This is a genomic window from Paenibacillus sp. FSL P2-0136 (assembly GCF_037975325.1).
Lineage (GTDB): Bacteria > Bacillota > Bacilli > Paenibacillales > Paenibacillaceae > Paenibacillus_AQ > Paenibacillus_AQ silagei.
In genome coordinates, this window is the sequence record NZ_CP150244.1 from 5,744,499 (window position 1) to 5,770,395 (window position 25,897).

Consider the following 25,897-nt stretch of genomic DNA (forward strand, 5'->3'; position numbering starts at 1 on the left):
GTTCATCATCCCTTCGAAATGTTTAGTTTTTCAAAATAAGAGCTGTACTTCACGCTTTCGAGAATGGCTTCCTGAATGCCGCCTTTGCGGACAAGAGGCAGGACACCGATTGCGTTCAGGCTGGCCCTTGGGGCCTCGCCGATGCCGGAGCAAAGAAGAATACGGCAGTCACTTAGAATTGATATAATTTCTTGCAGCGTAGCTGCTTTGTCACCGTTACAATCGGCCTTGCCATGGCAATAGGCTTGGATCTTGCGGACACCCAGGAGCTGTACATCCGTTCCGTCGGTGTCGTAGACCAGGAACTCAGTGGCATGACCGAAATGCTGATTCACTTTGTCGCCGCCTCTGGTGGCAACCGCGACCCGTGTCTTCGGCCCGCGGGCCTGAATGCGTCTGGCCTGTCTGGCCAAGACGCGCTCGCGGATCTTGGTGTCCAGCTCACGCTGGAACATCGCCCGGGCGGCTTCATTAATGACCGGCTCGGCTTCCATCGCTTCCAGCGGAAAATCGGGATTGCGGTCCTGGCCCAGCAGCCCGATCGCATCGGCCCGGCATTGCCGGCAATGGCGCATAACCTTCATTCCCCCGCGGCCCAGCTGCTCCTGCAAATTAAGCAATTCCTTCGGACGGGGTGCCTTACGGCCATCCGCTTCATACTGGCTGCCCGGTGCGATAATGAGCGGTGTTACATTGTGCAGCGTGGCCCCGAGCTCTTTTACCCGCGCTGACACTGCAGTCAGATGATGATCGTTAACCCCCGGAATCATAATGGAATTCACTTTGACCAGAATCCCCAGCTTCGCCAGCATCTCAAGTCCCAGTAATTGACGGCGGATCAGCAGCTCGGCTGCCTCTCTGCCTTCGTACCGTACGCCTTCATCGAACACCCAGGGATAAATCGCCTGGCCGACCTCAGGGTCAATGGCGTTGATGGTGATCGTGACATGGCGGATGCCCAGCTCCATAATCTCATCCACATGCCGGTACAGCGTGAGTCCGTTAGTGCTGAGACAGAGAGAGACATCAGGCACATGCTTCCTGACCCGGGCGAAGGTATCGAAGGTCTGCTCCGGGTTCGCCAGCGGATCTCCGGGGCCGGCTACACCCACGACCGAGAGCTGCATCAGCCCAGCGGCAACTCCCCGCACCTTGCGTTCCGCCTGCTCCGGAGTAAGCACCTCACTGACCACGCCCGGCCTGCTCTCATTCACACAGTCGAACTTGCGGTTACAGTAATTGCACTGGATGTTACAGGCGGGAGCAACCGGGATGTGCATCCGGGCATAGAACCGGTGGGCCTCCTCGCTGTAGCAAGGGTGGCGGCTAATCTCCTCTTCCGCTTCACTTGATAGACATGACGGCTGCATCATTTCCCACCTCCTAAAAGTTTTACGGAGCATTTACTCCTTGAAACCACTTCGCAGTAAAACTCGCTTCGAAAGCATACGCTAAGTTTTGTAAGCTAGGCTTCTCTGCGCATTCTGCGTACAAAACTCGCTTCGGAAGCACTAACTTAAGTTTATGGTTCAAATAGCCTTTGTTTTGGTTAATGTTATTTTATCTAACATTAAATTCACTTGGCCGCTTTAATTAGTTTCATCATATTTTCATTACCGGGGATCGTCAATTAGTCCAACGTTCGTTTTGCCCTTTATTTCCTTTTGTTTGCAGTTTCGCCATATAACATGTCAACTTACATGACCCATACTTATCATGTTTCCGTTTTCAGGCCTGTCATTTCTATTGATAGTTGTTCTCACAAAAACATTGACAACACCTCTTAACTCGGATATGATACTTTTAGCCAGAAACGAATCACCTAAAATTTCATATAATCCCGTAAAGGGGAGTAGCTGTTAGATAAAATCGTCAATACGAGAATATGAGGATATTCTCCGGTTTTATCGGCAATAGATTATTGTTAGCGAGACCTTTACCAACCAGGTTACCTTTATTCCAAAGGCTAATCTGTTTGGTAAAGGTCTTTTTTATATATATTTTTGGTTAAACTAATGGTATCACCGTTAGTTTCTCAAAAAAGCAGCTAAACCCACTTGAGGAGGAAACAGCAATGGATTGGGGATTATTATTAGAGTACGGATGGGTATTGCTCGTTCTCGTAGCACTGGAAGGGCTGCTTGCCGCAGACAACGCACTTGTACTCGCAATTATGGTTAAGCATCTTCCTGATGAGGAACGTAAGAAGGCATTGTTCTACGGATTGGCTGGAGCGTTTGTGTTCCGGTTCGGATCGCTGTTCGTCATCTCCTATCTGGTAGACATCTGGCAGGTACAAGCCATCGGTGCGCTATATCTGTTATTTATCGCGGGGAATCACATCTTCCGAAAAGTGTTATTCGCTAAGCCGGTCACGGAAGACGCCGCTGAAAGCGGAAGCCCTGGAGCTGTAAATAAGAAGAAAGCCAGCTTCTGGTTCACCGTACTTAAGGTCGAGGTAGCAGATATTGCCTTTGCCGTAGACTCCATCCTCGCAGCCGTAGCCCTGGCCGTTGCTCTTCCGGCAAGTGGTATCCGCAACATCGGCGGCCTCGACGGCGGACAGTTCCTTGTAATCTTCGCGGGCGGGTTCATTGGTCTCGTTATTATGCGGTTCGCAGCTTCCTTCTTCGTTAAGCTGCTTCACACCCGTCCGGGTCTTGAGGTTGCTGCCTTCTTCATCGTCGGCTGGGTAGGGGTTAAGCTCGCAGTCATCACGCTGGCCCATCCTGCTCTGGGTGTATTGTCCGAAGACTTCGCACACAGCACCTGGTGGAAACTGACCTTCTATGTAGTTCTGATCATCATTGCAGCTACAGGCTGGTTCATGAGCAGTGTCAAGACCGAAGAGAATGTCGGCGAGAATCCTGTCAAGGAAGTCGATAAGCAGCTCGGTAAATAATCTATATTAGAAAGAAAAGCTCTATAAGATGCCCTTAAGATTAGAACTCAAAGCTTGGTCGTCGCTGCGGTGAACATTTGGACTTCCGGCCGCTATTGTATTTGAATTTCCTGATTGAAACCGCTGCTCGCGGTAGATATCCAAATACAGCTTTTGCTTACGATGCGAGCTTTCCTTCGGAAAGCTTTCAGGCGGTCGCTTCCGCTCCTACAGTTCCAAATTTCCCCTCCGTTTCTTTTTGCTTTTTGTTAATTCTTTAGTGCGTCTTATATAGTCCATAAAAAAGAAATCGCCCCTTTGGGATGGATGGTCGATCTTCCATCTTACCAAAAGGGCGATTTCTTTTTGAGTTTTTGAAACTTAGATGTATTGTATACCGCTTAAACAGCGGAGAGGACGGAACGATTGTGTAGAAGCGGCAGCGGTCGCCTTGGTCTCCGGATTTTCACCACATAGGGGAATAAAAAAAATCTGGAGACCACAGCGACCCAAACAACGGTCCGTTCGCGCAGCGTCCACCCAAGTGCTCACGTTGCTCCCACTCAAGCACTATCTCCGCCACTTCATGAATCTGTAATCCAGCACATCCACCAGCAGGAACAGCACGAATCCCACCAGACTGAACAGCATAATTCCGGCATACATCTCAGGGTAGTCCAGCCGCAGCCAGGCATCCATGATAAAGAAGCCCATGCCATGCTCCGTGCCGTAGATTTCGGTGAAAAAGAGTACGGAAATCGCTGTACCCAGCGAAATGCGAATCGTACTGAGGATCACCGATAAAGCGCCGGGAAGCGTCACATTCCAGAATTTCTGCATCGTGCTGGCACCAATACTCGTCAGCACATCATAAGTACTCTCGGGGATGGCCTTCACACCATCACGTACCGAGATAATGACCTGGAACAGCAGGATCAGCATAATCATCAGCACCTTGGAGGTTTCTCCGAGTCCGAAGAAGAGCATGACCACCGGCAACAGCGCAATTTTGGGAATCGGATAGGTCAGATAGACGACCGGGTCCAGTACCCGGTTCCAGAAGGGAGAGCGGCCCATCAGCAGACCGGCCAGCAGACCGAGCAGCAGAGCCAGCAGCACACCTTCAGTGATGCGCATCAGACTGTAGCCGACATTCAGCGCCACATCATGGGCCCCAAGCTGAAACATTGCCTTATAGACCGCGCCGGGGCTGGGCAGAATCGCGTGATTCATGAGCAGATAAGCGACATACCAGAGCGCATTCATTCCGGCAAAAACAAGCAGCAGGCGCAGCAGGTGAATAAAATGCCGTCGTTTTACCATTTTTCCATCATTACCTTTCGGATTCTCTTCGTCTGCTCGAAGTATTCATCGCTCTCCCGCTTCTGGGAATGTTTCATGGCAAATACAGCAGCGTTATCGAGAATCTCTGGCGGCTCCTGCTGGCCCGGCAGCATGATGATAATCTTCTGTCCCAAGAGAATCGCCTCCTCCACATCGTGGGTCACGAATAGCGTGGTCGCCGGATGCGCCTGCCAGTTGTCGATAAAAATCTGCTGCAGCCCTTCCCGCGTAATGGCATCCAGCGCCGAGAACGGCTCATCCAGCAACAGAAGCGTTGGCAGTATGGCAAAGGCGCGGGCAATGGCCACCCGCTGCTGCTGACCGCCGCTCAGCGAGAGCGGAAACCGGCCGGCGAGCTGGGCGATTCCCATGGATTCAAGCCAGTGCATAATTTGCCGGTCCTGCTGCCGCCTACCCCGGCCTGCCCCGCCCGGACGGGCGATCCGCATCGCAATCCGAATGTTGTCACGGACCGTCTTCCAGGGCAGCAGACCATAATTCTGCGGCACCAGCCCGATCAGCGTCTCCTTCTCATGGACAGATCTGTCATTGAAAAGCAGTTCCCCCTCGTAACCAGGCAGCAGTCCGGCAATCGCCCGCAGCAGCGTGGATTTGCCGCTGCCCGAGGGACCGATCACCGTATAAATCCCGTGCTCCGGCAGGGTCAGGTTCATTTCCCCCAGGGCCAGCTGCCCGTTCTGATAAGCTACATGGAGCTGATTAATGCGGAGACCGCTATTTTTTAAACTGGACATCGGAGATCACATCTTCAGCCGATAGTGTTTTGGTCAACAGTCCTTTTTCACGGGCCCAGGCAAAAGCAGCCTCCACTTCCTTCACATCCACCTGGTTCGCAGGCAGATACTCCGGCACCTTAATCTCATTCTTCAGCGTATCGGGATAGCCCACTTCCTTAATAATCAGGTCGATATATTCCGATTGGTCATGCGTCTTCATATAATCGACAGCCTCATCATAAGCGGCGTACATATCGCGGATTCCTTGACCCTTGGCATCAATGGCACTCTGTGGAAAAGCCAGCACAAACGGATTGATCCCCGCACTATGGGTGGAGCTGAGAACGCGCAGACCGGCAGTACGGCCCATGGTGACAAAAGGCTCCGGCAAAACAGCCGCATCCGCCTTATGATTCTTAAGCAGCTCCAGACGCGTTGGAATCTGCGGCACTTCCGTTACAGTAATATCGGCTTCCGTCAGGCCTGCCTGCTTCAGCATCATGGCAACGGTATACTGGGTTGAGGTATTCTTGGACAGGATGACGGTCTTCCCCTTCAGATCCTTTACCTCTTTCACTTCATCATTTCCGGTCAGCAGGTCGAATTCACCTGTGGTCGTGCTGGTGATTTTGACATCGAGTCCTGCTTCATTATAGATCGAGATCGCCACCAGATCCGCACTGAGGCCATCTACCTTACCCGCCTGAAAAGCCACATCACGATCCTTCGCGCTCTTGAAGGTCTGGATATCCAGGTTCACATGATGCTTCTGATCAAATCCCTGCTCATGGGCAATAATAAAAGGAATTGCATCGATGGATGGCAGCAGTCCCAGCGATATCGTAACGGCCTCAGCAGGTACAGCTGTAGCAGCTCCTGTATTAGTATCTTTGGCATTTCCTGCCTGATTTGCGCTACCGCATCCGGCAGCTACTACACTGACAGCAGCAGTCAGCACGACTAGCTTCATAAGGTGTTTCCAGTTTCTTGTCTTCATGAATCTTGATTCCCCCATCTCTTATCGGTTACGCTTCATGCGAATTTATTCACATACATAGTACACCCATTGTCCTATTTTGTATATTTATAAATTTAAGTATCAGTTTTCTAATGTCCAATATGTTCATGGAATTCTTTTTACAGCAGCACCCAATAATGACGCAAATATGCTATAATGACCTGTACCTATTCCGCAGGTATCCCCCTTCAAGCAGCAGTCCTATTCCAACCCTATCTAAGGAGCTGTGCCCTATGAGCGATGTAATTCTCCAGCAGATTCTTGCCGAGCTGCAAGGAGTAAAGTCCGAAATTAACGGAATGAAATCTGAAATTGCAGGAGTTAAGACCGAAATCTCAGGAATCAAGACCGAAATTGCAGGCATCAAGTCCGATGTTAAAAATCTTCAGTCAGAATTCACTGCATTTAAGTCTGAAATTACGGCCGAGCTGGTGATCATCAAAGATGAAATTGAAAACATCAAGGATGAAATTGAAAACATCAAGACCGACATCGTTACCATCAAGGATGATATCGAAAGCATCAAGGAAGATACAAAGCTAATCCCTCTTATTCAACAGGCGGTGTCCGAAGTGAATACTGAAGTCGTTGCTGGCCGGGATTCTCTGGAGCGGATTGACCGGAGCCTAAGAGGACATGACGCAACGCTGGATATCCTGGCCCGGCGTTCTATAGATCAGGAAGCTGAAATGAAACGTTTAGCTGCTTCTGCATAACATCCTGCCACTAAGCGACCGCCCTCCCGGCTGCCGCTTTTTTGTTGCCCGCACGCAGTCCATATCACAAGGACATTGTTCTCTTATACAAATACAAAACCAGTTATGACAACATTATTCCTTATTTATTTGTCTTTATCAGGCGGACATTCCATTGCTTTATGGATTATGTATGGTATAATGAAAGCGTAACCAAAAGAGATGTCCCAGAGGTTCATTACCGTATTTCATCGCCAAGGAGGATGAATGCAATGCTGGCAGGAATTAAGGAACTGAAGAATTGGGTAACCGGGATGTGGCAGCCGGGGATGGCTTCCGGAGAAGAGGATTACCGGAGAATGGAATACAGCGCACACCGCCATCTGCACACACCGCCAACGCCAAGCCCGCTAACTTACGAGCAGGAATCGCGCATCAAGACCGTCAAATTTCACTAATTTCCAGTTAGATGTATATATAGAATACCCTTCACCTACCAGGTTAAGGCCGCTAAGGAACGGGAGCATCCCGGCTCAGGCGGCCTTTTATTTGTTGCAGTAGTAAATTGAACTAATGATCTTTAGGTTTTAGGATTAAACGTGACTCCAGAGAAGTTTTGGACTTCCGGCCGCTGTTGTCTGCAGATTTCTCGATGTATCCCGTTTTTAACGGTTGAAATCCGCATACAAAGGCGGACGCTACCGCTCCTCCAGTTCCAAAATTCCCCTCCGCCACTTTTCCTTTAACTATAATTTTTTAGTTCAATCTATATAGATTCATTATCTTGCTAACCACCGCAGGATCGTCTGTACCGCTTCCATATAGCGCTGCCCTACAAGCAGGCCGGTATGCGTAGTGTTCCACAAGCCTAAATATTCTGCGCGGAAATACGCTGCATTGGCTCTGCCCCTGCGCTCATCCTCATCACTGTTAATGGCATGGATCACTAGACAAGAGCATGTAATGGAACGGCTGTCTACGGATACCCCTGTTGCCCCAAACTCAAAAGAAAATGTGCTAAAGGCCTTGGCAGATTCCATCGTCAGGTATTTTCGCTGAAACGCTATATCTTCTGCCGTCTCATCCAGGCTGATCTCCTCTTCGCGGACCGGTGCGGGTACTACGTTACCCGGTACTGTCTTAACGATATCCGTATAAGGGACCTCCTCATGTACCTCTCTGCATATACTTGAATCCATCAGCACAAGCCCGGCCAGCCTGGCTGTCTCCGCCACCTTCTGGCTTAGGATCCCGCCCATACTGAACCCGATCAGGACAGGAGCAGCTCCGCATTCAGCCTGAATTAACTGCACTATCTCATGGATATCCTCCAGATAATCTTCAAAGGTAATCTGTGTCATATCCAGCACCCGGCTCCGGTAATGACTTCTCAGATTCATCACATAACAGGTCCAGCCTTCACGGATGAAATGGGGAAGGTACTTGCTCCACATCCAGCTTCCGGTATACGCACCATGCACAAACAGCAGGGGTACCCTATCTTCCTGTTTTTGGCCTTCGCGCGCCTCCTCTCCCTTATAAATCTCCAGGTAGAGATCATGCTTACCGACATATTTCTCTGTATGCGGCGGTAATTCAGCAGTGTAGTCTCTCATTATAATGTCCTCTCTATAATTAGTTTGATATCAAACTATCACACCAAATTTTTAGAAATTATGATTGATTTTTATTAAAATCGCCAGCAAAATTGTCTGCTCCTCTTCCGTGATATCGCGGTAGAACTGCTTCAGCACGGCAGAAGAGACCGATTCAAATACCGGCTCCAGCTCCTCGCCCTTCCCGGTTAGAGTAACATATACGTACCGGGTGTCCTCCTGATCCCTCTCCTTCTTAACCAGTCCCAACCGGACCAGCTTATCCACAAGTGCTGTAACCGTAGATTTGTCCTTATGAATATGTGCCGAGATCTCAGCCATGGTGAGTCTGTGCTTAGACAGCAGCGCATAAAGAATATCTCCGTGTGAGGTGGCAATGCCGTCTACTCCCTGCTTCGCCATCTCTTGAACGATGAAGCGGTTAACCTTCTCGCGGATCTTGGATATAAGTGAAATAGCATCTCTGGTTTCCATAAACGAATTATAGTTTGATATCAAATCATTGTCAATAGAGTAGTACATCAGTTGTGCTACTATTCCGCGTCCTTATCAAGCAGCATGACTTCCTCACCCCGTTGCTGCCGGATCGCAATATTGGTTCTGCCCCAGGAGCACATCAGGTCAATGATTTCATTGGCTGTGACTCCATACTCGGTGATGTAATATTCCACTTTGGGCGGCATTTGGCTATAGACCACTCTGCCGATGATCCCGTCCCGTTCCAGCTCGCGGAGCTGCTGAATCAGAACCTTTTGCGAGATGCCCGGAATACTGCGCTGCAGTTCACTCGTCCGCTTCGTTCCCGACATCAGTATACATATAATCAGCGACTTCCATTTCCCGCCGATAATCTCAAGTGTTGCCTCGATCCCTAAATGATATTGCTTCATCCCCGGTACCTCCCCAATCTTAATTCGAACACTGCTTCTCTTAGCATGCCACAATATCCGGCAAAGTCTAGTGCACACCTTGAGGTAACCTTGTTACTTTATTGTGTGTATTTACATTTTCAGGAACTTACAAAATAATAGAAACAGCTGCACAACCCAAATTATACACCGGAAAGGTGATCCCTAATGACAACCCTGATCATCCTGGCACACCCCGATATAGAGGCTTCAAGAGTGAACCGGAGATGGAGACAAGAGCTGCTGCTGCATCCGGAGGACGTTACGGTCCACGAGCTCTACAAGGAGTACCCGGACTGGAGCATCGATGTTCCGCGGGAGCAGCGTTTATTGGAGGCGCATGACCTGATTATTTTCCAATTCCCCTTATACTGGTATAGCTACCCCCCGCTGCTGAAAAAATGGCTGGACGATGTGTTCACTCACGGCTGGGCTTACGGCTCGAACGGGAACAAGCTGCACGGGAAAAAGCTGGGACTCGCCATGTCCATCGGAGATAAGCAGGAAAATTACCTACCAACCGGTTCCGTTTCTTTTACCATAGATGAAGTGATCGCGCCTTTCAAAGCCAGTGCAGTGCATGTAGGCGCAACCGCATTACCCTATTTCGCCGTCTTCGGCGCCTCCTTCCAGGCGAGTGACGATGAAATTAATCAGAGTGCGTTGGATTATTGGGAGTATACTATTGGGCATAGCTAGGGCTGGGGAGAAACCTCCCCCCTTATAATACTTTTTCTGAAAATCATGCTCCAAATGCAACATTCCCCTGCTCATCTCGGCCATAATCCCAAAGTGTTGTATAAAAAGCAGGATTTCTCTTCCTCCAAGCGGCTTAGCGGGGCCATTCTTGCATTTTATACAACAACTCTAGCAAATTGCTAGAGTTCCAGGTCATAGAGTTGCAATAAGTACACCATTCATTGCTGTTAGCCAATAATCCAATCGACTTCCTCGATAGCAACCACTTCAATGTCATTACAGTAGAACTTAAACCGTTCCTCATTCTCAATATCCCTGACAAGATATTTAACGGAATCCCAGCCCCTGTCCGAAATATTCAAAATCTCAAAGCTGGATAATTGGATTACCATTCCTCCGGCAGATATCTGAAATTTCCCCACCTTTTGAAATTGAATGCTGACCTTATATATCGGTTTACCGCCTTTAGGTATTAAAACAAAGTTGATTAGCAGCATGGGCGTATTGTATTCATCGAACAGTTGTACCGTATCCAGCTCAACCCAGTATCTGTAATCTGTAATGAACTTCAGATCATTCACTGTAAAGTCAGTTACTTTGGCGGTGACCAGATCTATTTTTTTGATATTTGGCATAGTACCTCCCAGCAAGTTACTTTCTTACGTTCACTCTATATAGACTCTATATAGTATGCTATTCCCGCTTCTTCCCCACTGCGCCAAGATAGATCACAAACTCTTCATCTCCGTCCAGCGCCAAAATCTCGTCAATCAGCTTCTGGTCATAGATTCCGATAGCGCAGGCGCCTGCTCCGATCGATTCACTGGCTAGGTACAGATTCTGGCAGACATGTCCAACATCGATGAGGATTTTTTTGTGGGCTGAAATATCATACTTCCATTCAGAACGGTACGGTGTGGTACTCCAGGCGAACAGCACAGAAGCCTTGCGTGCAAAGTTAGGGACGAACGGCTGATCCAGCGTAATGGCATCAATCTTCTGCTCCAGCTCATCCAATTCAAACATAAACAAGAGCTGATGCTCCACAGGAAGATATCTGTAAATCCCCTGCCGGATGCCTTCTACCCGCATAATCATCAAGTAGGTCTCAAAGGTGTGTGTCGCGCCACTGCAGGGTACATTCCGCAGCGTAAGCCCGTTCTTGTTCATTCCAGTAATCCCCTGGGTGGCCCACAATAAATAGGACAGCTCCTCTAGACTTAGCGTGTCGGCCGAATAGAAGCGTGTACTTCTTCTCTGCTCTATACAGTCAAATATACTCTCTTTACTCACTACGTCTCTACTAACCTTTGGCAGATCAATAATTTGTGATTCCGCATGAAATGACTTCACAATCGGCGGTTGTGCAATGCCCTTAATCTTGTCTGTTTTGATCTGCTTGAATTCATGAAAATTGGATTTCAGAAAATTTCGTTGTTGTTCATATCTGGTCATAACAGTTCCTCCCGGATTACCTTAATAGCTATAATTTATCATTTGATAAAATTCAGATGGTGATCTAACTCACTCTTCTGTTGTTTTCGCACTTCAACAAAAAACTCCCCCACCCCGAAGGGTAAGGGAAGTCTTCATCGCGTCATCTCTTAAGCGCGGCAGCTATATTATCAGCTCCCAGCGTAATCTGGCTCGGGAAGCGTATGCGGACGGCTTTTAACCTACTCTACTCATCCTCCAAAATCAGCCGGTATCCCTTCTTGCCTTCCCTGGCAGCAAGTCCCCAGGCCTCGGCTGCCATCCAGGCGGGATCACTCCCCAGCCGGACCTCAAAGGCCCGGCTGGCTTCGGCCCGCTTACGCAGTTCTTCATCGGCTCCGGGTTCAGTTCCCCCGGTTATTACCTTCCGCCGCAAGGCTCTCCACAGCTCTACATCCGCCAGGGCTCTTTGCAGCCAGGGTTCTGCTTCTGTCTGGAACTTGGAATTGTTTATTTCAATTAACCGGTAGGACATGCTCTCCAGACGGTCGAAATACGCATCAAGCCAGCGTATATCTCTGCTCTGCACAGCCTCTTTCAATTCCTCATATCCACCGCTATAGAGCTGGCTATTGAGATTCTGGCGGCAGAAGAACATCATATCGTCTGCCAGCTCTCCGGCAAATTCGCGGACCGATAGCTCCCAGGACAGCTCAGGCATATAACGCTCACTGTTCCACATATAGTGGGCCATGGTGTTCAGTGTAATCTTGGAGCATTCCCACTGCACCATCGGATTCGCTACCACGGCCTGATGTCCGGTCTGGCCAAGCCGGGAATAATGCCCGCGGACCGGGTCCAGAAACAACCGGTCATAGTCGGCATCATTGACAGGTATGTTGTCCCACAGCCACAGCTCATGCCCGTAATGGCTGTAATTCTCCTGTGCCGGTCTGCTCCCGACCTGCCGGGCAAAGACGGCAGAGCCAGTCCAGAATACCTTGATCTCCGAATGCAGCTTCTCGCGGATATCCCGCTTATATTCGGTATCCCAGGAGGACCAGTACTCAGAGGGGCACATCACCAGCATAACCTTCTGCAATTGGCGGCTTAAATAGTCGTAGACACGGTTGGCCACATAAGCGTGTGCCAGTCCGGAGCGCTCAAGGTAATGAAGGTTCTCCCCTGACAAGGCGTAGTCGATGTCGTCCATCAGCAGAGCGAAATGCCGGACCCCGATGGCGATCATCGCTGCCAGCTTCGCTTCCAGACTGGCAAAATCCTCTTCACTGCGAAACTGCAGATCATTCCCCGGACTAATGCAATAATAGAAGTCCACCAGCTGCGTATCACATTCCTGCTTCAGCTCACGAATCTGCTCGAACAGATTCTCAGGATAAGGCTCACGCCATAGCTCGCGGTGATAGGGATCATCCTTGGGAGCATGCATGAAGGTATTCATCCGGTGAGCCGCCAGATAACGTACAGCATCCATCCGGTCCTCGAAGCTCCACGGCGTGCCGTAGAAGCCTTCAATAATGCCGCGGACCGGAAAAGAGGGCTCATCGTGAATGGTCGCCACAGGCAACCGGCACTTGCCTTCACCTACGCTCAGCAGCCGGTGCAGAGCATCCATTCCATACCGTAGTCCCCTCTTATTGGAGGCCACTATGGTAACGGTGCCGTCCTTACGGATATCCAGCAGATAGCCATCCGCTTTAAGCGATCTCTCATATTTAAGTTCCAGCTTGATATTGCCAGGTTCAGGTGTTTCCTCATTTTCTCCAGACGGCTCAAGGATCACAATCGGGCCTTCGGCGGCAAGCGGCCACTCCCACTTCTGGATCATGGAGAACTTTGAAGTCAGCTCGATTCTTAACTGCTGCCCTTCCACCACCAACTCTTCACCCTGATCGTAATAGTCCCGAAAGTAATACTGCCGTTCCCTTAACGGCATCGTCATATGCATATCTCCTTAATCCGTAACCTTTACATTTCCAAACACGGCCTTGTTCCGCGAGTCATTCCCGGGGTTGCTGAGGGCAATCCCGATATACACCTTGCTTTTCATCGGGATCTGAATGGTTCCGACCGTCTGCCAGCTGCTCCCATTTGCCGAAATCGACCCTTTGAACGTATTGCCGGTTCTCGTCAGCTTCAGCCATTTCGGAGCTGAGGCAGTTGCCGTATGATCGGCCATAGTTCCCGCAGTTTCTGAACGATACTGGAAGGTAGCCCCATTCGATGGGGTAAGCATCATATCTGCGTGCTTGGAATTATGGCTCAGGGACTCCCGGATCATAATGCCGGCCTTGGCCCAGCCGTCCAGCCAGCTGGTGGACTGCACCTTAACCACAATCTCCGCATTGCCGCTCACGGGCTGATAGATATAATTCAGCTGATCTCCATTGCCCCAAATATCCGTAGAGCTGCTACTGAGTGTAAATTGCTTATTGGAAGAATTGTAGGTGGCGTTCCCCGGCATGGAACCGATATTCCGCGCCTTCCATACTGCAGGCAGCTGGGCCGGATAATCTTGCTCTACCGGAGCCGTCCAGCCCGGCGTCGGCCAGGTCTCACGTTCATGGATGTTCGCCAGTTCGTCTTCCGGCCAGGCCCCATAGGCAAAGAACGACAGGCGCTTCACATCCGGATAATTCTCGCGGATGCCCTTGTAGACCTCCTGATATTGATCATCGGTCCAGTCATTATCCAGGGTAGCTACGATGTCAACATCACTGCCGCTGATCGCGTCACTGGTATCCTTCAGGATACCGTAGGAGGTGCTGTATACCCAATCACTGTTGAATTCCCAGTCATCGAAGTACGCCATCGGTGCGACAAAGTCGATCTCATCCTTGAACTTGGCTACATTCTGTCCAACCTCGGTAAATTCCGGCGGCAGAATATATACACCGAGCTGTACATCCGGATTCGCGGATTCGGAAATATCCTCACGGATATCGCCTACATACTGTCCGATTTGTTCGGTTCTCCATTCATTCCACTGCTGACGCTGCGGCGAATCCGTATTGAAGTCAATGCTGAGCGGCGAATACCCGAACTGCGCCTGATACTTGGCAACCGTATAATCACTGACATCCATGTTGTAATTGTCGAAGCGGATCCAGTCCAGTACAACACCGTCCACATCATAATTCTCGATCACTTCCTGAATGATGGAGCGTTCATACTGCTGCACTTCATGGTGAATCGGATTGACGAAATATTCGTTACCGTTAGAGCCCGTAAACGGAGTCTGAACCCCGTTCACCAGCGACTGCATCTGCCATTCATCATGAGCCAGGAAGGCCTGCTGGTCATGGAACTGGGGAATCCAGGCATGAACCTTGATGCCTGCGGCATGAGCTGCCGTAATGACAGCCTGCAAAGCATCGAAATTCTGATAGCCCTGGGCAATAGGAGCGATATCACTCTGATAAAATACACTGCCGGACGGAACCTCATCATCTTCATCCTGCTTCACATTCATGCTGATGACATCGACCCCGTAGCTGGTGGACAGCGCGATGAAATTCTGCACATCCGCCAAGTTCTTGAACTGGTTAACAGTCCGTACAATCACTTCCGTCTCAAATGGGGGATTGCTCTGCTCCTCGGCCTGTGCCGGAAGGGGAAGGGAGCCCCCCGCTACCGAAGAAACCAACACAATGCCTAACACTGCCATGAACCTCGATCTCAATGCAAATGTCATAATCTCGCCTCCACATCATAGTTTTATTTGGCCAGTTGCCCGTACGGCAGTTATTTCGTCAGGTTCATTTTCTTCACATTTTCCTGCCATTTTTCGGTTCTGAACTCAAGCAGCTTATCCAGTCCCGCTTTTGCGGTGTTCTTTCTGGCGGTATCCAGCGCCGACAGCACCTCTTCATCCGACTTCGCCTGAACCATCTGGGCGTAAGCAAGAGTATAAATGTCTGCGATATTCTGTGCGATAATGCCGGTCTCTGTATCGGGAAGCGGGTCGGTATTTACGAATTGTGTAATATCCAGCGCGGTTTTCCAGGTCACGGTGGACTGGGCCACGGTCTCCCAGGATTTCTGGTTCGCGGAGAGCAGCGCCTCGAGGCTCATTTTGGCCGTATCAATGAAGGTCGTATTCCCGGCCCAGTTGAAGTCCTCGAATTTCCGCATCGTATCCGTACGCTCGTTAGCAGGCGTTGTCTTGTATTTCTCGTTCGGAATCGGCGCTCCATCCGCATCCTCCTCATCCCAGTACAAGCCCTTGGGGCCGAAGAACAGCACCTTCTGTCCCTCCGGACCCGTAATCCAGTCAAAGTAAGCGAAGATAGCCTCCGGGTCCTTGGCTTGTTTGGTAATGACATTGACGTTCCAGCCCAGCGTCTCAAAGCCGCTCACAAATACTTTAGTCTTGTCAATTCCGGCTTTGTGGACCGGCCAGATAATTTCATAGCCGCTGTCCGGATTGGCCGCTGTCAGTGCCCGGTGTCCCTCGGCTCCATACGTAGTGATATTGGATTCGACCATGACTGCTACCCGGCCGGTATTGACCTTTTCCTTGACCGCATCCTGGGTTTGCTGCAGCGCATCCTGTGTAATCAGCCGTTCACGGTACAGCTTATTGATGTACAGCACCATCTCCTCGTAAGCGGGATCATCCAGGATCGATGACAGCTTGTCGCCATCCGGATATCCCATGAGTGTAACGAACTTGCTGGTGGAGTTCTCCTTGAAGCCGCCATACATGATCTCCAGACCTGCCCCCTTCTCCCCAACCTCCAGAGGGACTACATCCGGATACTTGTCTTGCACCAGGACCAAATATTGATACAAGTCATCAAAGGTCTCCAGCGCCGGCCTGCCGAGTGCGTTATAGATATCCTTATTCACCATCCATCCGCCGTTGCCGAATTGCCCGGAGGTATACCAGTTCGGGATTTGATAGATTTTCCCGTCGTCGGAACGGAGCAGATTCAGGGTCGATTCCTTCACATATTTCTTGAAGTTCGGATATTTCTCATAGTAATCATCCAGTGCAACGAGCTGCCCCGCCTGCACCAGCCTCTCCACTGAGGACCCCCGGTCCGTAAAAATGACATCCGGCAAATCGCCGCCGACGATCATCGTGTTCAGCTTTTCTCCGGCCGCTCCTCCGGATTGGATCGGTTCAACCGTAACCTTGCGGTTCTCCTGAATCCACTTCGTCGCCTCATTCTCCCCCCATGGTGATGTCGTGAGCCAGTCGTAGTTGCCATAGAAGCTGAAGGTCACAGGCTTGATCCCGCTGCCGTCATCTGTAGCGGCCCCGGTATTCAGATTGTTCCCGCTTGTGTTCTCTGAAGTGTCAGAATTCCCCCCTCCGCTACAGGCAGCGAGCAGCAGCACCAGCGAAGTCAGCAACAGAGCTACCCATGTCAGGCGTTTGCGCATTCTTTTTCCTTCTTTCTACGTAAGATGGGGACTGCTATTCTTTCAATGAACCGACCATCACGCCCTTCACAAAGTACTTCTGGAGAAAAGGGTAGGTCAGGATAATCGGAATAGTAGCGATCATCATCGTAGCCATAGTCAGTGACTTCGTGGTAATCGTCCGATTCCGGTTCATATGATCCAGCGCGATCGCATTCGAGGAGCCAATCTGGGTCATGATGTTGGAGTTCATTACCTGCCGCAGCAGCGTCTGTATAGGCAGCAGGTGATCCTCGGTAATGTAGATCGCTCCCGTAAACCAGTCATTCCAGTAACCGACTGCGGTGAATAAGGCTATCGTGGCCAGCACCGGGCCGGAGACGGGAATCACAATCCGGAAGAAAATGCCGTAGTTGCTGCTGCCGTCGATTTTGGCGGATTCCTCCAGTCCCTCCGGCAAAGCGCTGAAGAAGGTGCGAATGACAATCATGTTCCAGACGCTGATGATGCCGGGGATAATCAGCACCCAAAAGGTATCCAGCATCCCCAAAGAACGGATGAGTAAATAACTGGGGATAAGCCCTCCGCTGAAGAACATCGTAATCATGAAGAACACCATGTATTGCTTGCGGAAAAGTAAGGTCTTCTTGGACATGCCGTAAGCTAGTAAGGCCGTAAAGAAGACGGATAATGCTGTGCCGCAGAGCGTTCTGAGAATGGTGATCAGAAACGAATTCAGCAGGCGGTCATCCTGAAACACAATATAATAATTTTCCAGGGTAAAGGCTCTCGGCCACAGGGTTACACCGCCGAGCGCCGTATCGCTCCCCAGATTAAAGGAAATGACGAGCGCGTTCCAAAACGGGTACAGCATGAGTAGCGCCAGCAATGCCAAAAGGATATAAATACTCCGCTGCATCATTTTGTCGCCCAGGCTTAGTCTCATTGTTCGGCCCTCCTAAAAGGTTTATGGAGCATTGTTGTGGTATCTACCAGAGACTTACATCTGCCCGGCGGGCGATTTTGTTGGCTGTCACCAGCAGAAGGACACTGATTACCGCTTTGAACAGCCCTACCGCTGTCGCATAAGAGAATCTGGCATTTAATATCCCGACGCGGTACACATAGGTGTCGATCACATCGGAGTAGGGCCTGAGGATTGGATTGGTTGCAAGCAGCAGAATATCCTCGAAGCCCGCACTGAGCAGACCGCCGATGGCAAGAATCATAAAGATGACGATAATGGGGGTAATGCTGGGGAGTGTAATCAGGTGAATTTGCTTAAAGCGGCTTGCTCCGTCTATAGATGCAGCCTCATACAGGGTCGGATCAATGCCGGCAATCGCCGCCAGATAGACAATACTTCCGAATCCGACCTCCTTCCAGACATTCACACTTACCAGAATAGACCAGAAGTATTTCGGTACTGCAAGGAAGTTAACCGGCTCCTGGACCAGATTGAACCGTTCCAGCAGATAGTTCACCGTTCCGTTATCAACGGACAACAGCGAAAATACGAAACCGGATACAATAACCCAGGACAGGAAATAAGGTAGGTAGCTGACGGTCTGGATCACACGTTTGAAGCCCATATGCCCGACTTCATTCAGCATCAGGGCAAGCAGTATCGGGGCAGGAAAAGAGATAATCAATTTTAACAGGCTAATCACAAGGGTGTTGCGCATCACATTCCAGAACTCCGGCGCCTCGAAGAACATTCTGAATTGCATCCATCCCACCCAGGGGCTATTCATCATACCGCCGAAAATATCGTATTGCTGGAACGCCATAACCACGCCATACATCGGAATGTAACTGAAAATGAATACAAAGATAATTCCCGGCCAAACCATAGACTGCAAATCCAATTGACTGTTAAACTTCTTCCACCTGCTCGGTTTCCCGGCCGTATTCATCCGCTTGACCTCCTCTGGACGATTCTATTGAAATAACGGCAAAAACGGTTTGTTCTTCTCCAGCATTTCATCCAGCAGCTGTTCCGCTACGGTAACCGAAGGCATGAGCGGATGATGAACCATCGCCTGCAGGGCCACATCCCGGTCTCCGTGTACAGCCGCCTCAATGGTAAGGCTCTCGTATTGCTTGACGGCAGCCAGCAGACCTCTGACGGATTGGGGAACCCTGCGCAGCGGAATCGGCAGCGGACCCTGCTTGGTGACTATACAATTCACCTCAATCGAGGCATAGTCCGGCAGGAAATCAATGATTCCGTTATTCCTTACATTCAGCGTCTGGATATCGCGCGAATCATTATGAATGGAACGCATCAGTAGCACTGCCGCCTCCGAGTAATAGGCTCCGCCGCGCTGTTCCAGCTGCCCCGGCTTCTCCTTCAGCTCAACGTTCCGGTACAGCTCAAACAACTCCTCCTCCACCTTCTTCACGACTTCAGCGCGTGATCCGGCCGTTGCTGCGGCTTCCTTCTGTTCCGCCAGCATCGCATCCGTCATATAGTAATAGCTCAAGTAATAGGAAGGGATAGCTTTCAGACTGTTCAGAAACCGATGGTCCCAGGAATCAAACGGCACATTGCTTGCCTTATAGCTCTCGGGGTAATCAATAAGCTCCTGCAGCTTGCTCTTCCCGTCAATCATGACATCGGATACCCAGTGCAGATGGTTGATGCCGACAAACTCCGCATAGATCTTCTCTATGGGAAGTCCGAAGAACCCGGAGAGCCACTTTTGAAACCCGATTGGCGAGTTGCATAGGCCTACGCTTCTAACCGATGAATATTTGTGAACTGCTTCAGTCACCATCCCGGCCGGATTCGTAAAATTCAGCAGCCAGGCATCCGGAGCCAGCTCCTCGATATCCCTGCAAATATCCAGAATGACCGGGATAGTCCGCAGGCCCTTCATCATTCCTCCGGGACCCGTCGTCTCCTGACCGATGACACCGTATCGAAGCGGAATCAATTCGTCCCACTTGCGTGCTTCCAGCATCCCTACCCGGATCTGCGTGCAGACGAAGTCCGCTCCGGCAATAGCCTCCCGGCGATCAAGCGTCTCTGCAACGGTAATCGGCAGTCCGGATTCAGCAATCATGCGCTTGCTCAGTTCCGTAATCGTATGTAACTTCTCTCTTCCTTCTTCAATATCCACCAGCCATATTTCGCGGACAGGAAGCTCCTGGTGGTGCAGGATGATCCCTTCAATTAATTCAGGCGTATACGACGACCCCGCTCCGATAACAACCAGCTTCAAGGTTTCCCCCATGATAATTGCTCCTCCTTACCCTGTGATAGATGATCAAGAACCTCCTGATTCACATGCAACCCGCTGCTTTCCATTGCCAGAACGACCGAACCTACAACCGGCTCCCGGGTTAAAATCCTTAATGTGCCGTTCGGCGCCGCCTGCTTCACTCTTCGTTCAATGGCCCGGCGGATGATACCCGGGCGGTCTCCCTTGGTCAGCAGGCTACCTGCAAGCACGATGTCGAAGGATTCCTCCTCCATGGCCAACCGGCGGACAGCCGAGGCAGCCGCCAGACCCAGCTCATCCCCTTGCTTGACCAGCAGCCCGGTAGCCACCGGGTCCCCTTCCTCTGCCGCCTGAAACAGCAGCTCCGCAATTTGGGGAGGCAGGTCTCTGAAATGATCGAGGTAATCCTCTCTTAGCTGCGGGACATTGGAATAGCCCAGCAACTCCGTTAAGCGTTCGCTTAGGACCGTCTTCTGCTCTCTTCCGTCATCCGCCCTGAGGACGCTGCGGAAGACTTCCATACTTAAGTCATAGCCGCCTCCGAAATCCCCGAACCGGTAGCCGAATCCGCCGCATTGATAGGTGACACCCGCCGGATTCTTGCCGCTGCAGTTCACGCCCGATCCGCAAATCAGCACGATCCCGTAATTCTTCTCTGTACCTGAACGCAACGCATTCCAGGTATCACAGGAAATCTCCGTCCGGGGAAGGCCGAGACGGCCGATGATCGGCCGTAAAATTCTAAAATCAGCCTCTCTGTCCGCTCCCGCCAATCCGAACCAGGAATAATCCAGTTGCTCCCTGGTCAGCCCGGATGCTGTAATGGCTTCCGCTACAGCCTGCTGCAAGCTGTTCTCCGCCTGCTCACGGTTCAGCTGATGATTCCCGTTCCCGCCCTTGCCTGCACCGAGAAGCTTCCCCTGCTCATCTGCAATCATTGCGTAGGTCTTACTGCCCCCTGCATCCACTCCCAAAAAATACTTCACAGATCATTCACTCCTAAATTTCAAGTTAATCGAACAGAAGCGGTAGATTCACGGATGAGAAGCTGAGGAGCAAGCTTCGTTACCGCAGGCGGCATCACCTCCCCATTGATCAGTTTCAGCAGTAAGTCAACGCCGATATTGCCCATCTGCGCCTCTGGCTGTCTGACCGTTGTGAGCCGCGGGTAGAATTCACCGACGAACTGCTGATCATCAAAGCCGACCACTGAGATATCCTGAGGCACCAGAATCCCCTCCTCACGCAGGGCTTGAACAACTCCGAGGGCAATAAAGTCGTCTCCCGAAAAAATGGCTGTCGGCAGCTTATCCTCACGGACCCATCTCTTCGCCACCTCATAACCGCTGCTTACCGTAAAGCCGCAATATTCCGTGCCAAAGGGCGTTAGTCCCGCTTCATCCAGCGCCTGGACATAACCCCGTTTGCGCTCCGTTACACTCAGGAACTCCGAAGGGCCGCCGATATAGGCGATCTGGGTGTGTCCAAGACTAATCAGGTGTCTTGTCGCTTCATACCCGCCCTGATAGTTATCGACGACGACACTCGGAACATCCTCATGCTCGAACTGGTTATCCAGCAGGACAACCGGGATGTTCTTTCGCTTCAGCTCCTCCACATATTCCTTCTCCTCCAGCGGAGACAGCAGGATAATCCCGTCCACGCGGTCCTTCTGGAACAGGAAGTTCACCCCATCATCATCGTTCTCGGTGATGGACAGGGCCAGAAAGTACCCCTGCTCTGCCAGCTTCCGGTTCACCACGCGGATCACACGGTCATAGAAAGAGTCGTTAAAGTTGGTAATCGACATCCCGATGACTCCGGTCTTGCCGCGCACAAGGCTCCGTGCTGCTGAATTGGGCTGATAATTCAATTCCTCTATCGCTCTCAGCACTTTCTGGCGGTTGCCTTCACGTACAGAGGGGGAATTGTTAAGTACTCTGGATACGGTCACTACAGAGAGCCCCGACTTCTTGGCTACATCATGAATATTCATCTAAGTATCTATGCCTCCACACTCAAAAGTTTAAACGATTTAACTTTAAAAGAAATAAAAAAGATTTACTCAGCACGCCATAACTTGCAGCCTGACTGAAAAATCAAACATTGGACGTCAGCTTTGCATTTTACTAAAAGTATTAAAATCACCTCAAAAGTTTAAAGGTTTATACTTTACACTGATTTTACAACCAATTCCCCCGGCCGTCAATCCATAAAATGCAGCCGGACTTGACTTAATATTTCGGGAGGTTGGATCGCCGGGACTAGTAAGAGTAAAAAAAATCCATCCCGAAGGATAAGAGAAAGCTTAATGATGCGCAAGCTGAAGCAGAGCCGCTATGATATACTAAACATATGATAAGCCAAGTGAGGTGAAGCCAATGAAATGGGGAGAGATTACAGAATTGCACCCAAGCCGCTTTGTACTGGTGGAAGCAATTAAAGCAAGCTCAAGTAACCGCATGCGTCATTTAGAAGATATGGCAGTCATACAAGATTACGATAACCCGCAAGAAGCGTGGAGCGGCTATAAAAAGCTGCATAAACTTCATCCAAACCGTGAACTGTATGTATTCCATACAAGCAGAAATGATGTTGAGGTTGTGGAAGAGTTTTTCTCAGGAGTAAGGCAACCGATATGAAGTTACACCTCCTCCATGGCCTGACTATTATTTCTTTGACACTAACTCACCAAGGTAAATCCATTTCTCTTAGGAATCTTTTATTTGATACTGGCTGTGCTGCAACCGTCTTTGATTCCGATATACTAGCTGTAATAGGTATCGATATTGATTTTATTAACGGAAGAGCCAAGCGAATGTATGGAGTAGGAGGAACGAGCGAAATTTGTTATGAGCAGCAGATTCCCGACTTTTGCATTGAAGGTATCGATTTGAGTGATTTTCCCATACAGCTTGGTTCGATTCAAGAGCCTTACGGCTTTGATGGAATTATTGGCATTGATTTTATGATGAGCGCCAAATGCAAGGTGAATTTTGAAACCATGACCATCGAACTTGATAAATAAACCAAGCGATGCCCCATCAGAGGTCAGCAAGCGCTTGGTTTATTTTTGCCCGCAACAAAAAACCTCCCCTCATCCCGAAGGATAAGAGAAGGCTTAAACGCATCACCTCTGAAGCATGGCAGCTATATTTTCAGCTCCCCAAGCTTGATCAGCTCGACAACCGCTTGCGAACGGCCTTTTACGTTTAATTTTTGCATTACGTTTGAGATGTGGTTGCGGACGGTTTTTTCGCTGATGAATAACAGTCCGGCAATATCCCGTGTAGTTTTGTCCTGCACAAGAAGCTCGAATACTTCGCGTTCACGATGCGTCAGCAAAAATTTGCTATGATGTTCGTTGCCCTTCAATGGTGTCACCCCTCCTTGCCCTGGGTTTGTTTGGTATAACAAGGTAAAGGGATACAGTCAAAACATACTATGTGGAGGGGCAGTTAATGGTGCTGTCGCAGCATTAAATTGGGCGGGGGCAGGCGCGGAGTCTGGACAATCCCGGTACTTCTGACCGGAATGCACACAAAAAACGGCTGCTGCTCCTTAGTCATTAAGGCGGCATCCGTCGGGCAATGTCTATAGAAACCACGCTGCTAAAGGGTTGCTCAGGAAAAAATATTGCTGAACATCCTTCCTGCCCGCAGCGTGAAATGGCTAACGTTACCGGTCCGTCACGCCCTTGCGGTCACGCCGGTTTCTCCGGTAAGGCTTGTTGCACCCCCAGTGTAAAGTATGAAATGGATTCCATAGCAAGCTTTTTATCGGCCGAAAAGCTGTTCATTTCTATGTTAGAATAATGAAATAACAGTCTCACACAGGAGGCGCAGAGAAGCGTGGCTAATATTAAAGAAATCGCCCGGATGGCCGGAGTGTCTGTAACGACCGTCTCGCGGGTGCTCAATAATCATCCGTATGTCAGCAAGGACAAAAGAGCCGCTGTACTCCGTACGATTGAGCAGCTCGACTACACCCGCAATATGAACGCCGTTCATTTGATTACCGGACGTACCGGTGCGGTGGCGGTGATTCTGCCGTATATTAATGCTTTTTATTTCTCGATTATTATGAATGGCATTGCCCACGAGGCGCTGCTCTCGCAATACCGGCTGATTCTGTGCCAGAGCAATTATCTGGAGGAAGAAGAAGTCAAAGTGCTGGAGATGCTGCGCCATAAAGAGATTGACGGTGTTGTTATTGTATCTACTGCGCTGAAGCCGGACATCATCGAGGAGTACACGGCCTACGGTCCGGTCGTCACCTGCCAGGATAATGGAGAGCGGAGCTTCTCTTCTGTCTATATTGAGCATTATGCGGCTTTCAAGGAAGGGCTGGAGTACTTAACCGGCAAAGGTTACCGCTCCATCGGGTATTGCGAAGGACGGAGTAACGGCAGCAGCGCCGTGATCCGGCAGTCTGCTTACCGCGAATTCATTGCTGAGCATAAGCTGGCTTTTGAAGAGGAATGGATGATCTATGACTGTACAACGGAGGAAGACGGCGCAGCCGCTGCACAGTCCCTGCTGAAGATGCCACAGCGGCCGGAAGCCATGATTATTACGGGAGACCATGTCGCCGCCGGGCTGATTATTGAAGCGCGCAGAGCCGGCCTCAGCATCCCTGGGGACCTCGCAGTTATGGGCTTCGATAACCAGCCGATCGGACGGCTGCTTCAGATTACCACCATGGACAACCACCTGTATGAGATGGGGGCCGCCGCCTTCCGCATTATCCATGAGCAGATTCACTCGGAGCGCCCCGAGCCGGTCTACCGCAAGCTGGACTACCGGATTATTGAGCGGGCCACGGTGTAGAATCCGATCAGCCGGAAATTTATATATACGAACTGCGTCTTCCGCCTGCCGGGAGGCGTATTTTTGCATTTTATTTGTGCGGATCAGTATGAATATGATAATTATCACATTTTTATTGACAGCCAATAGGGGGAGATTTATGATAAGTCCATCATTGATAACGATTATCATTTTCATAAATGAAAAGGGGTATCCATACAGATGAAAATAGGCTATGCAGTACCCGCAGGTTTGCTTGCGGCTTCCCTCCTGTTTGCCGGCTGTGCGGGCAAGGACAACAGTAATAACGATGGCAACAACGGCAACAGTGGTAACAACTCAGGGAATAATGCTGCAGCCCAGGCAGACAGCGGGGCAGAAAGTGTAGCGAAGGCCGGAGGTGAGACGAATGCAGATTTCACCACTGCCATCGACGAATACCGCAAATACGTCATCGAACAATGCGATGCGTTCGTTAAGCAGACCGAGGGCTTCACGGATGCTGTCAAGGCGGGCAAGCTGGATGAAGCCAAGGTGCTGTATGCTCCGGCACGCATGCATTATGAGCGGATCGAGCCGATCGCTGAAGCGCTTGGGGATCTGGACCCGAACATTGATGCCCGTGAGAATGATGTAGATGCTGCGGACTGGCGCGGCTTCCATAAGATTGAACAGGCTCTCTGGCAGAACAATACAACGGAGGGCATGACGGATGTCGCGGACCGCCTGCTGAAGGATGCGCAGCTGCTGCGAGCCAAGGTGGAGACGGCCGGAATCGATGCCAATCTGCTCGTTACCGGGGCTGTTGAGCTGCTGAATGAGGTCTCCTCCTCCAAAGTAACGGGGGAAGAGGAGCGTTATTCTCATACGGATTTGTATGATTTTGTGGCGAATGTGGAGGGGGCCCAGAAGATCTATGAGCTGCTGAAGCCGGAGCTGGCCAAAAAAGACCCGGCCCTTGAGAAAACCATCGGCGAGCGGTTCACCGCCTTAACGAATGAGCTGGCGCCGTTCAAATCGGGGGAGGGTTACGTCTCTTACGAAACGCTCAAACCGGAGGAGGTCCGCAGGTTGAGCCAGAATCTCGACGCCTTGGCTGAGCCGCTATCCAACATGGGAACGATTCTGGGAGTGTGACG

At 50.4% G+C, this 25,897-nt stretch carries 26 protein-coding genes; 8 read left to right on the forward strand and 18 right to left on the reverse strand.

Annotated elements, in window-relative coordinates:
- Positions 1-5 precede the first annotated feature (5 nt).
- A complete protein-coding gene (gene nifB, locus NYE26_RS24340; protein WP_339250750.1) occupies positions 6-1,373 on the reverse strand; it encodes a nitrogenase cofactor biosynthesis protein NifB in 1,368 nt (455 codons plus the stop codon).
- A gap of 701 nt (positions 1,374-2,074) precedes the next feature.
- Here nifB and NYE26_RS24345 point away from each other — a divergent pair.
- Positions 2,075-2,902, forward strand: coding sequence for a TerC family protein (locus NYE26_RS24345; protein ID WP_076083072.1), 828 nt, complete (start codon positions 2,075-2,077; stop codon positions 2,900-2,902).
- Between the two features lie 549 nt (positions 2,903-3,451).
- Here the strand turns inward: NYE26_RS24345 and NYE26_RS24350 are convergent.
- Genes NYE26_RS24350 through NYE26_RS24360 form a run of 3 tightly spaced genes read right to left on the reverse strand, consistent with a single transcriptional unit; the run spans position 3,452 to position 5,959 of the window.
- Entirely contained in the window at positions 3,452-4,204 is a 753-nt protein-coding gene (locus tag NYE26_RS24350) for an ABC transporter permease (protein WP_339250752.1), read from the reverse strand.
- On the reverse strand, positions 4,198-4,980 hold the full coding sequence (locus tag NYE26_RS24355) for an ABC transporter ATP-binding protein (RefSeq protein WP_339250754.1): 783 nt from the start codon (positions 4,978-4,980) through the stop codon (positions 4,198-4,200). Before NYE26_RS24355 ends, NYE26_RS24350 begins: the two co-directional genes overlap by 7 nt.
- The gene (locus tag NYE26_RS24360) at positions 4,961-5,959 is read right to left on the reverse strand and encodes an ABC transporter substrate-binding protein (RefSeq protein WP_036723493.1); all 999 of its coding nucleotides are present in this window, start codon (positions 5,957-5,959) and stop codon (positions 4,961-4,963) included. Before NYE26_RS24360 ends, NYE26_RS24355 begins: the two co-directional genes overlap by 20 nt.
- Positions 5,960-6,213: 254 nt before the next feature.
- Between NYE26_RS24360 and NYE26_RS24365 the strand changes: the two genes are divergently transcribed.
- Both NYE26_RS24365 and NYE26_RS24370 read left to right on the forward strand, forming a co-directional pair.
- Positions 6,214-6,696, forward strand: a complete 483-nt coding sequence (locus NYE26_RS24365; protein ID WP_339250755.1) for a hypothetical protein — start codon at positions 6,214-6,216, stop codon at positions 6,694-6,696.
- A 251-nt stretch (positions 6,697-6,947) separates the two neighbouring features.
- Positions 6,948-7,133, forward strand: a complete 186-nt coding sequence (locus NYE26_RS24370) for a hypothetical protein (protein WP_036723496.1) — start codon at positions 6,948-6,950, stop codon at positions 7,131-7,133.
- 321 nt (positions 7,134-7,454) lie between these two features.
- Here NYE26_RS24370 and NYE26_RS24375 read toward each other — a convergent pair whose 3' ends face one another.
- From NYE26_RS24375 to NYE26_RS24385, 3 genes are read right to left on the reverse strand one after another with little or no spacing between them, the layout of a single operon-like run.
- Positions 7,455-8,291 carry an alpha/beta hydrolase family protein gene (locus tag NYE26_RS24375; protein ID WP_339250757.1) on the reverse strand — a complete coding sequence of 279 codons (837 nt, stop codon included), beginning with the start codon at positions 8,289-8,291 and terminating at the stop codon, positions 7,455-7,457.
- A 51-nt stretch (positions 8,292-8,342) separates the two neighbouring features.
- On the reverse strand, positions 8,343-8,765 hold the full coding sequence (locus NYE26_RS24380) for a MarR family transcriptional regulator (protein ID WP_339250759.1): 423 nt from the start codon (positions 8,763-8,765) through the stop codon (positions 8,343-8,345).
- A 59-nt stretch (positions 8,766-8,824) separates the two neighbouring features.
- On the reverse strand, positions 8,825-9,181 hold the full coding sequence (locus NYE26_RS24385; protein ID WP_209876059.1) for a helix-turn-helix domain-containing protein: 357 nt from the start codon (positions 9,179-9,181) through the stop codon (positions 8,825-8,827).
- Positions 9,182-9,367: 186 nt separating this feature from the next.
- Between NYE26_RS24385 and NYE26_RS24390 the strand changes: the two genes are divergently transcribed.
- The gene (locus NYE26_RS24390; RefSeq protein WP_339250765.1) at positions 9,368-9,898 is read left to right on the forward strand and encodes an NAD(P)H-dependent oxidoreductase; all 531 of its coding nucleotides are present in this window, start codon (positions 9,368-9,370) and stop codon (positions 9,896-9,898) included.
- Positions 9,899-10,125: 227 nt separating this feature from the next.
- Here the strand turns inward: NYE26_RS24390 and NYE26_RS24395 are convergent, their stop codons facing one another.
- From NYE26_RS24395 to NYE26_RS24440, 10 genes are all read right to left on the reverse strand, one after another.
- Positions 10,126-10,533, reverse strand: a complete 408-nt coding sequence (locus NYE26_RS24395) for a hypothetical protein (protein ID WP_339250767.1) — start codon at positions 10,531-10,533, stop codon at positions 10,126-10,128.
- 58 nt (positions 10,534-10,591) lie between these two features.
- A complete protein-coding gene (locus NYE26_RS24400) occupies positions 10,592-11,353 on the reverse strand; it encodes a SagB/ThcOx family dehydrogenase (RefSeq protein WP_339250769.1) in 762 nt (253 codons plus the stop codon).
- Positions 11,354-11,579: 226 nt separating this feature from the next.
- Complete coding sequence (locus NYE26_RS24405) at positions 11,580-13,295, reverse strand: beta-N-acetylglucosaminidase domain-containing protein (RefSeq protein ID WP_339250771.1); 1,716 nt, start codon at positions 13,293-13,295, stop codon at positions 11,580-11,582.
- A 12-nt stretch (positions 13,296-13,307) separates the two neighbouring features.
- Complete coding sequence (locus NYE26_RS24410; protein ID WP_339250773.1) at positions 13,308-15,047, reverse strand: family 10 glycosylhydrolase; 1,740 nt, start codon at positions 15,045-15,047, stop codon at positions 13,308-13,310.
- A 50-nt stretch (positions 15,048-15,097) separates the two neighbouring features.
- Positions 15,098-16,744 carry an extracellular solute-binding protein gene (locus tag NYE26_RS24415; RefSeq protein ID WP_339250775.1) on the reverse strand — a complete coding sequence of 549 codons (1,647 nt, stop codon included), beginning with the start codon at positions 16,742-16,744 and terminating at the stop codon, positions 15,098-15,100.
- A 34-nt stretch (positions 16,745-16,778) separates the two neighbouring features.
- A complete protein-coding gene (locus NYE26_RS24420) occupies positions 16,779-17,669 on the reverse strand; it encodes a carbohydrate ABC transporter permease (RefSeq protein ID WP_339250777.1) in 891 nt (296 codons plus the stop codon).
- Between the two features lie 43 nt (positions 17,670-17,712).
- The gene (locus NYE26_RS24425) at positions 17,713-18,639 is read right to left on the reverse strand and encodes an ABC transporter permease subunit (protein ID WP_209876049.1); all 927 of its coding nucleotides are present in this window, start codon (positions 18,637-18,639) and stop codon (positions 17,713-17,715) included.
- Positions 18,640-18,663: 24 nt separating this feature from the next.
- Positions 18,664-19,962 carry a 6-phospho-beta-glucosidase gene (locus NYE26_RS24430; RefSeq protein WP_339250780.1) on the reverse strand — a complete coding sequence of 433 codons (1,299 nt, stop codon included), beginning with the start codon at positions 19,960-19,962 and terminating at the stop codon, positions 18,664-18,666.
- Positions 19,947-20,936, reverse strand: coding sequence for a BadF/BadG/BcrA/BcrD ATPase family protein (locus tag NYE26_RS24435; protein ID WP_339250782.1), 990 nt, complete (start codon positions 20,934-20,936; stop codon positions 19,947-19,949). Before NYE26_RS24435 ends, NYE26_RS24430 begins: the two co-directional genes overlap by 16 nt.
- A gap of 20 nt (positions 20,937-20,956) precedes the next feature.
- Complete coding sequence (locus NYE26_RS24440; RefSeq protein WP_339250784.1) at positions 20,957-21,946, reverse strand: LacI family DNA-binding transcriptional regulator; 990 nt, start codon at positions 21,944-21,946, stop codon at positions 20,957-20,959.
- Positions 21,947-22,331: 385 nt separating this feature from the next.
- On the opposite strand from NYE26_RS24440, the gene NYE26_RS24445 reads away from it, so the two are divergent.
- Positions 22,332-22,592, forward strand: a complete 261-nt coding sequence (locus tag NYE26_RS24445) for a hypothetical protein (RefSeq protein ID WP_339250786.1) — start codon at positions 22,332-22,334, stop codon at positions 22,590-22,592.
- Positions 22,589-22,978 (forward strand): hypothetical protein, encoded by a 390-nt coding sequence (locus tag NYE26_RS24450; protein WP_339250788.1) that lies wholly within the window; start codon positions 22,589-22,591, stop codon positions 22,976-22,978. The genes NYE26_RS24445 and NYE26_RS24450 overlap by 4 nt, the downstream gene beginning before the upstream one ends.
- A 122-nt stretch (positions 22,979-23,100) precedes the next feature.
- On the opposite strand, the gene NYE26_RS24455 is transcribed toward NYE26_RS24450, so the two are convergent.
- Positions 23,101-23,325 (reverse strand): LuxR C-terminal-related transcriptional regulator, encoded by a 225-nt coding sequence (locus tag NYE26_RS24455; protein WP_019908812.1) that lies wholly within the window; start codon positions 23,323-23,325, stop codon positions 23,101-23,103.
- A 476-nt stretch (positions 23,326-23,801) separates the two neighbouring features.
- On the opposite strand from NYE26_RS24455, the gene NYE26_RS24460 reads away from it, so the two are divergent.
- On the forward strand, positions 23,802-24,779 hold the full coding sequence (locus tag NYE26_RS24460) for a LacI family DNA-binding transcriptional regulator (RefSeq protein ID WP_339250790.1): 978 nt from the start codon (positions 23,802-23,804) through the stop codon (positions 24,777-24,779).
- Between the two features lie 201 nt (positions 24,780-24,980).
- A complete protein-coding gene (gene efeO / locus NYE26_RS24465; RefSeq protein ID WP_339250792.1) occupies positions 24,981-25,895 on the forward strand; it encodes an iron uptake system protein EfeO in 915 nt (304 codons plus the stop codon).
- Positions 25,896-25,897: the final 2 nt, after the last annotated feature.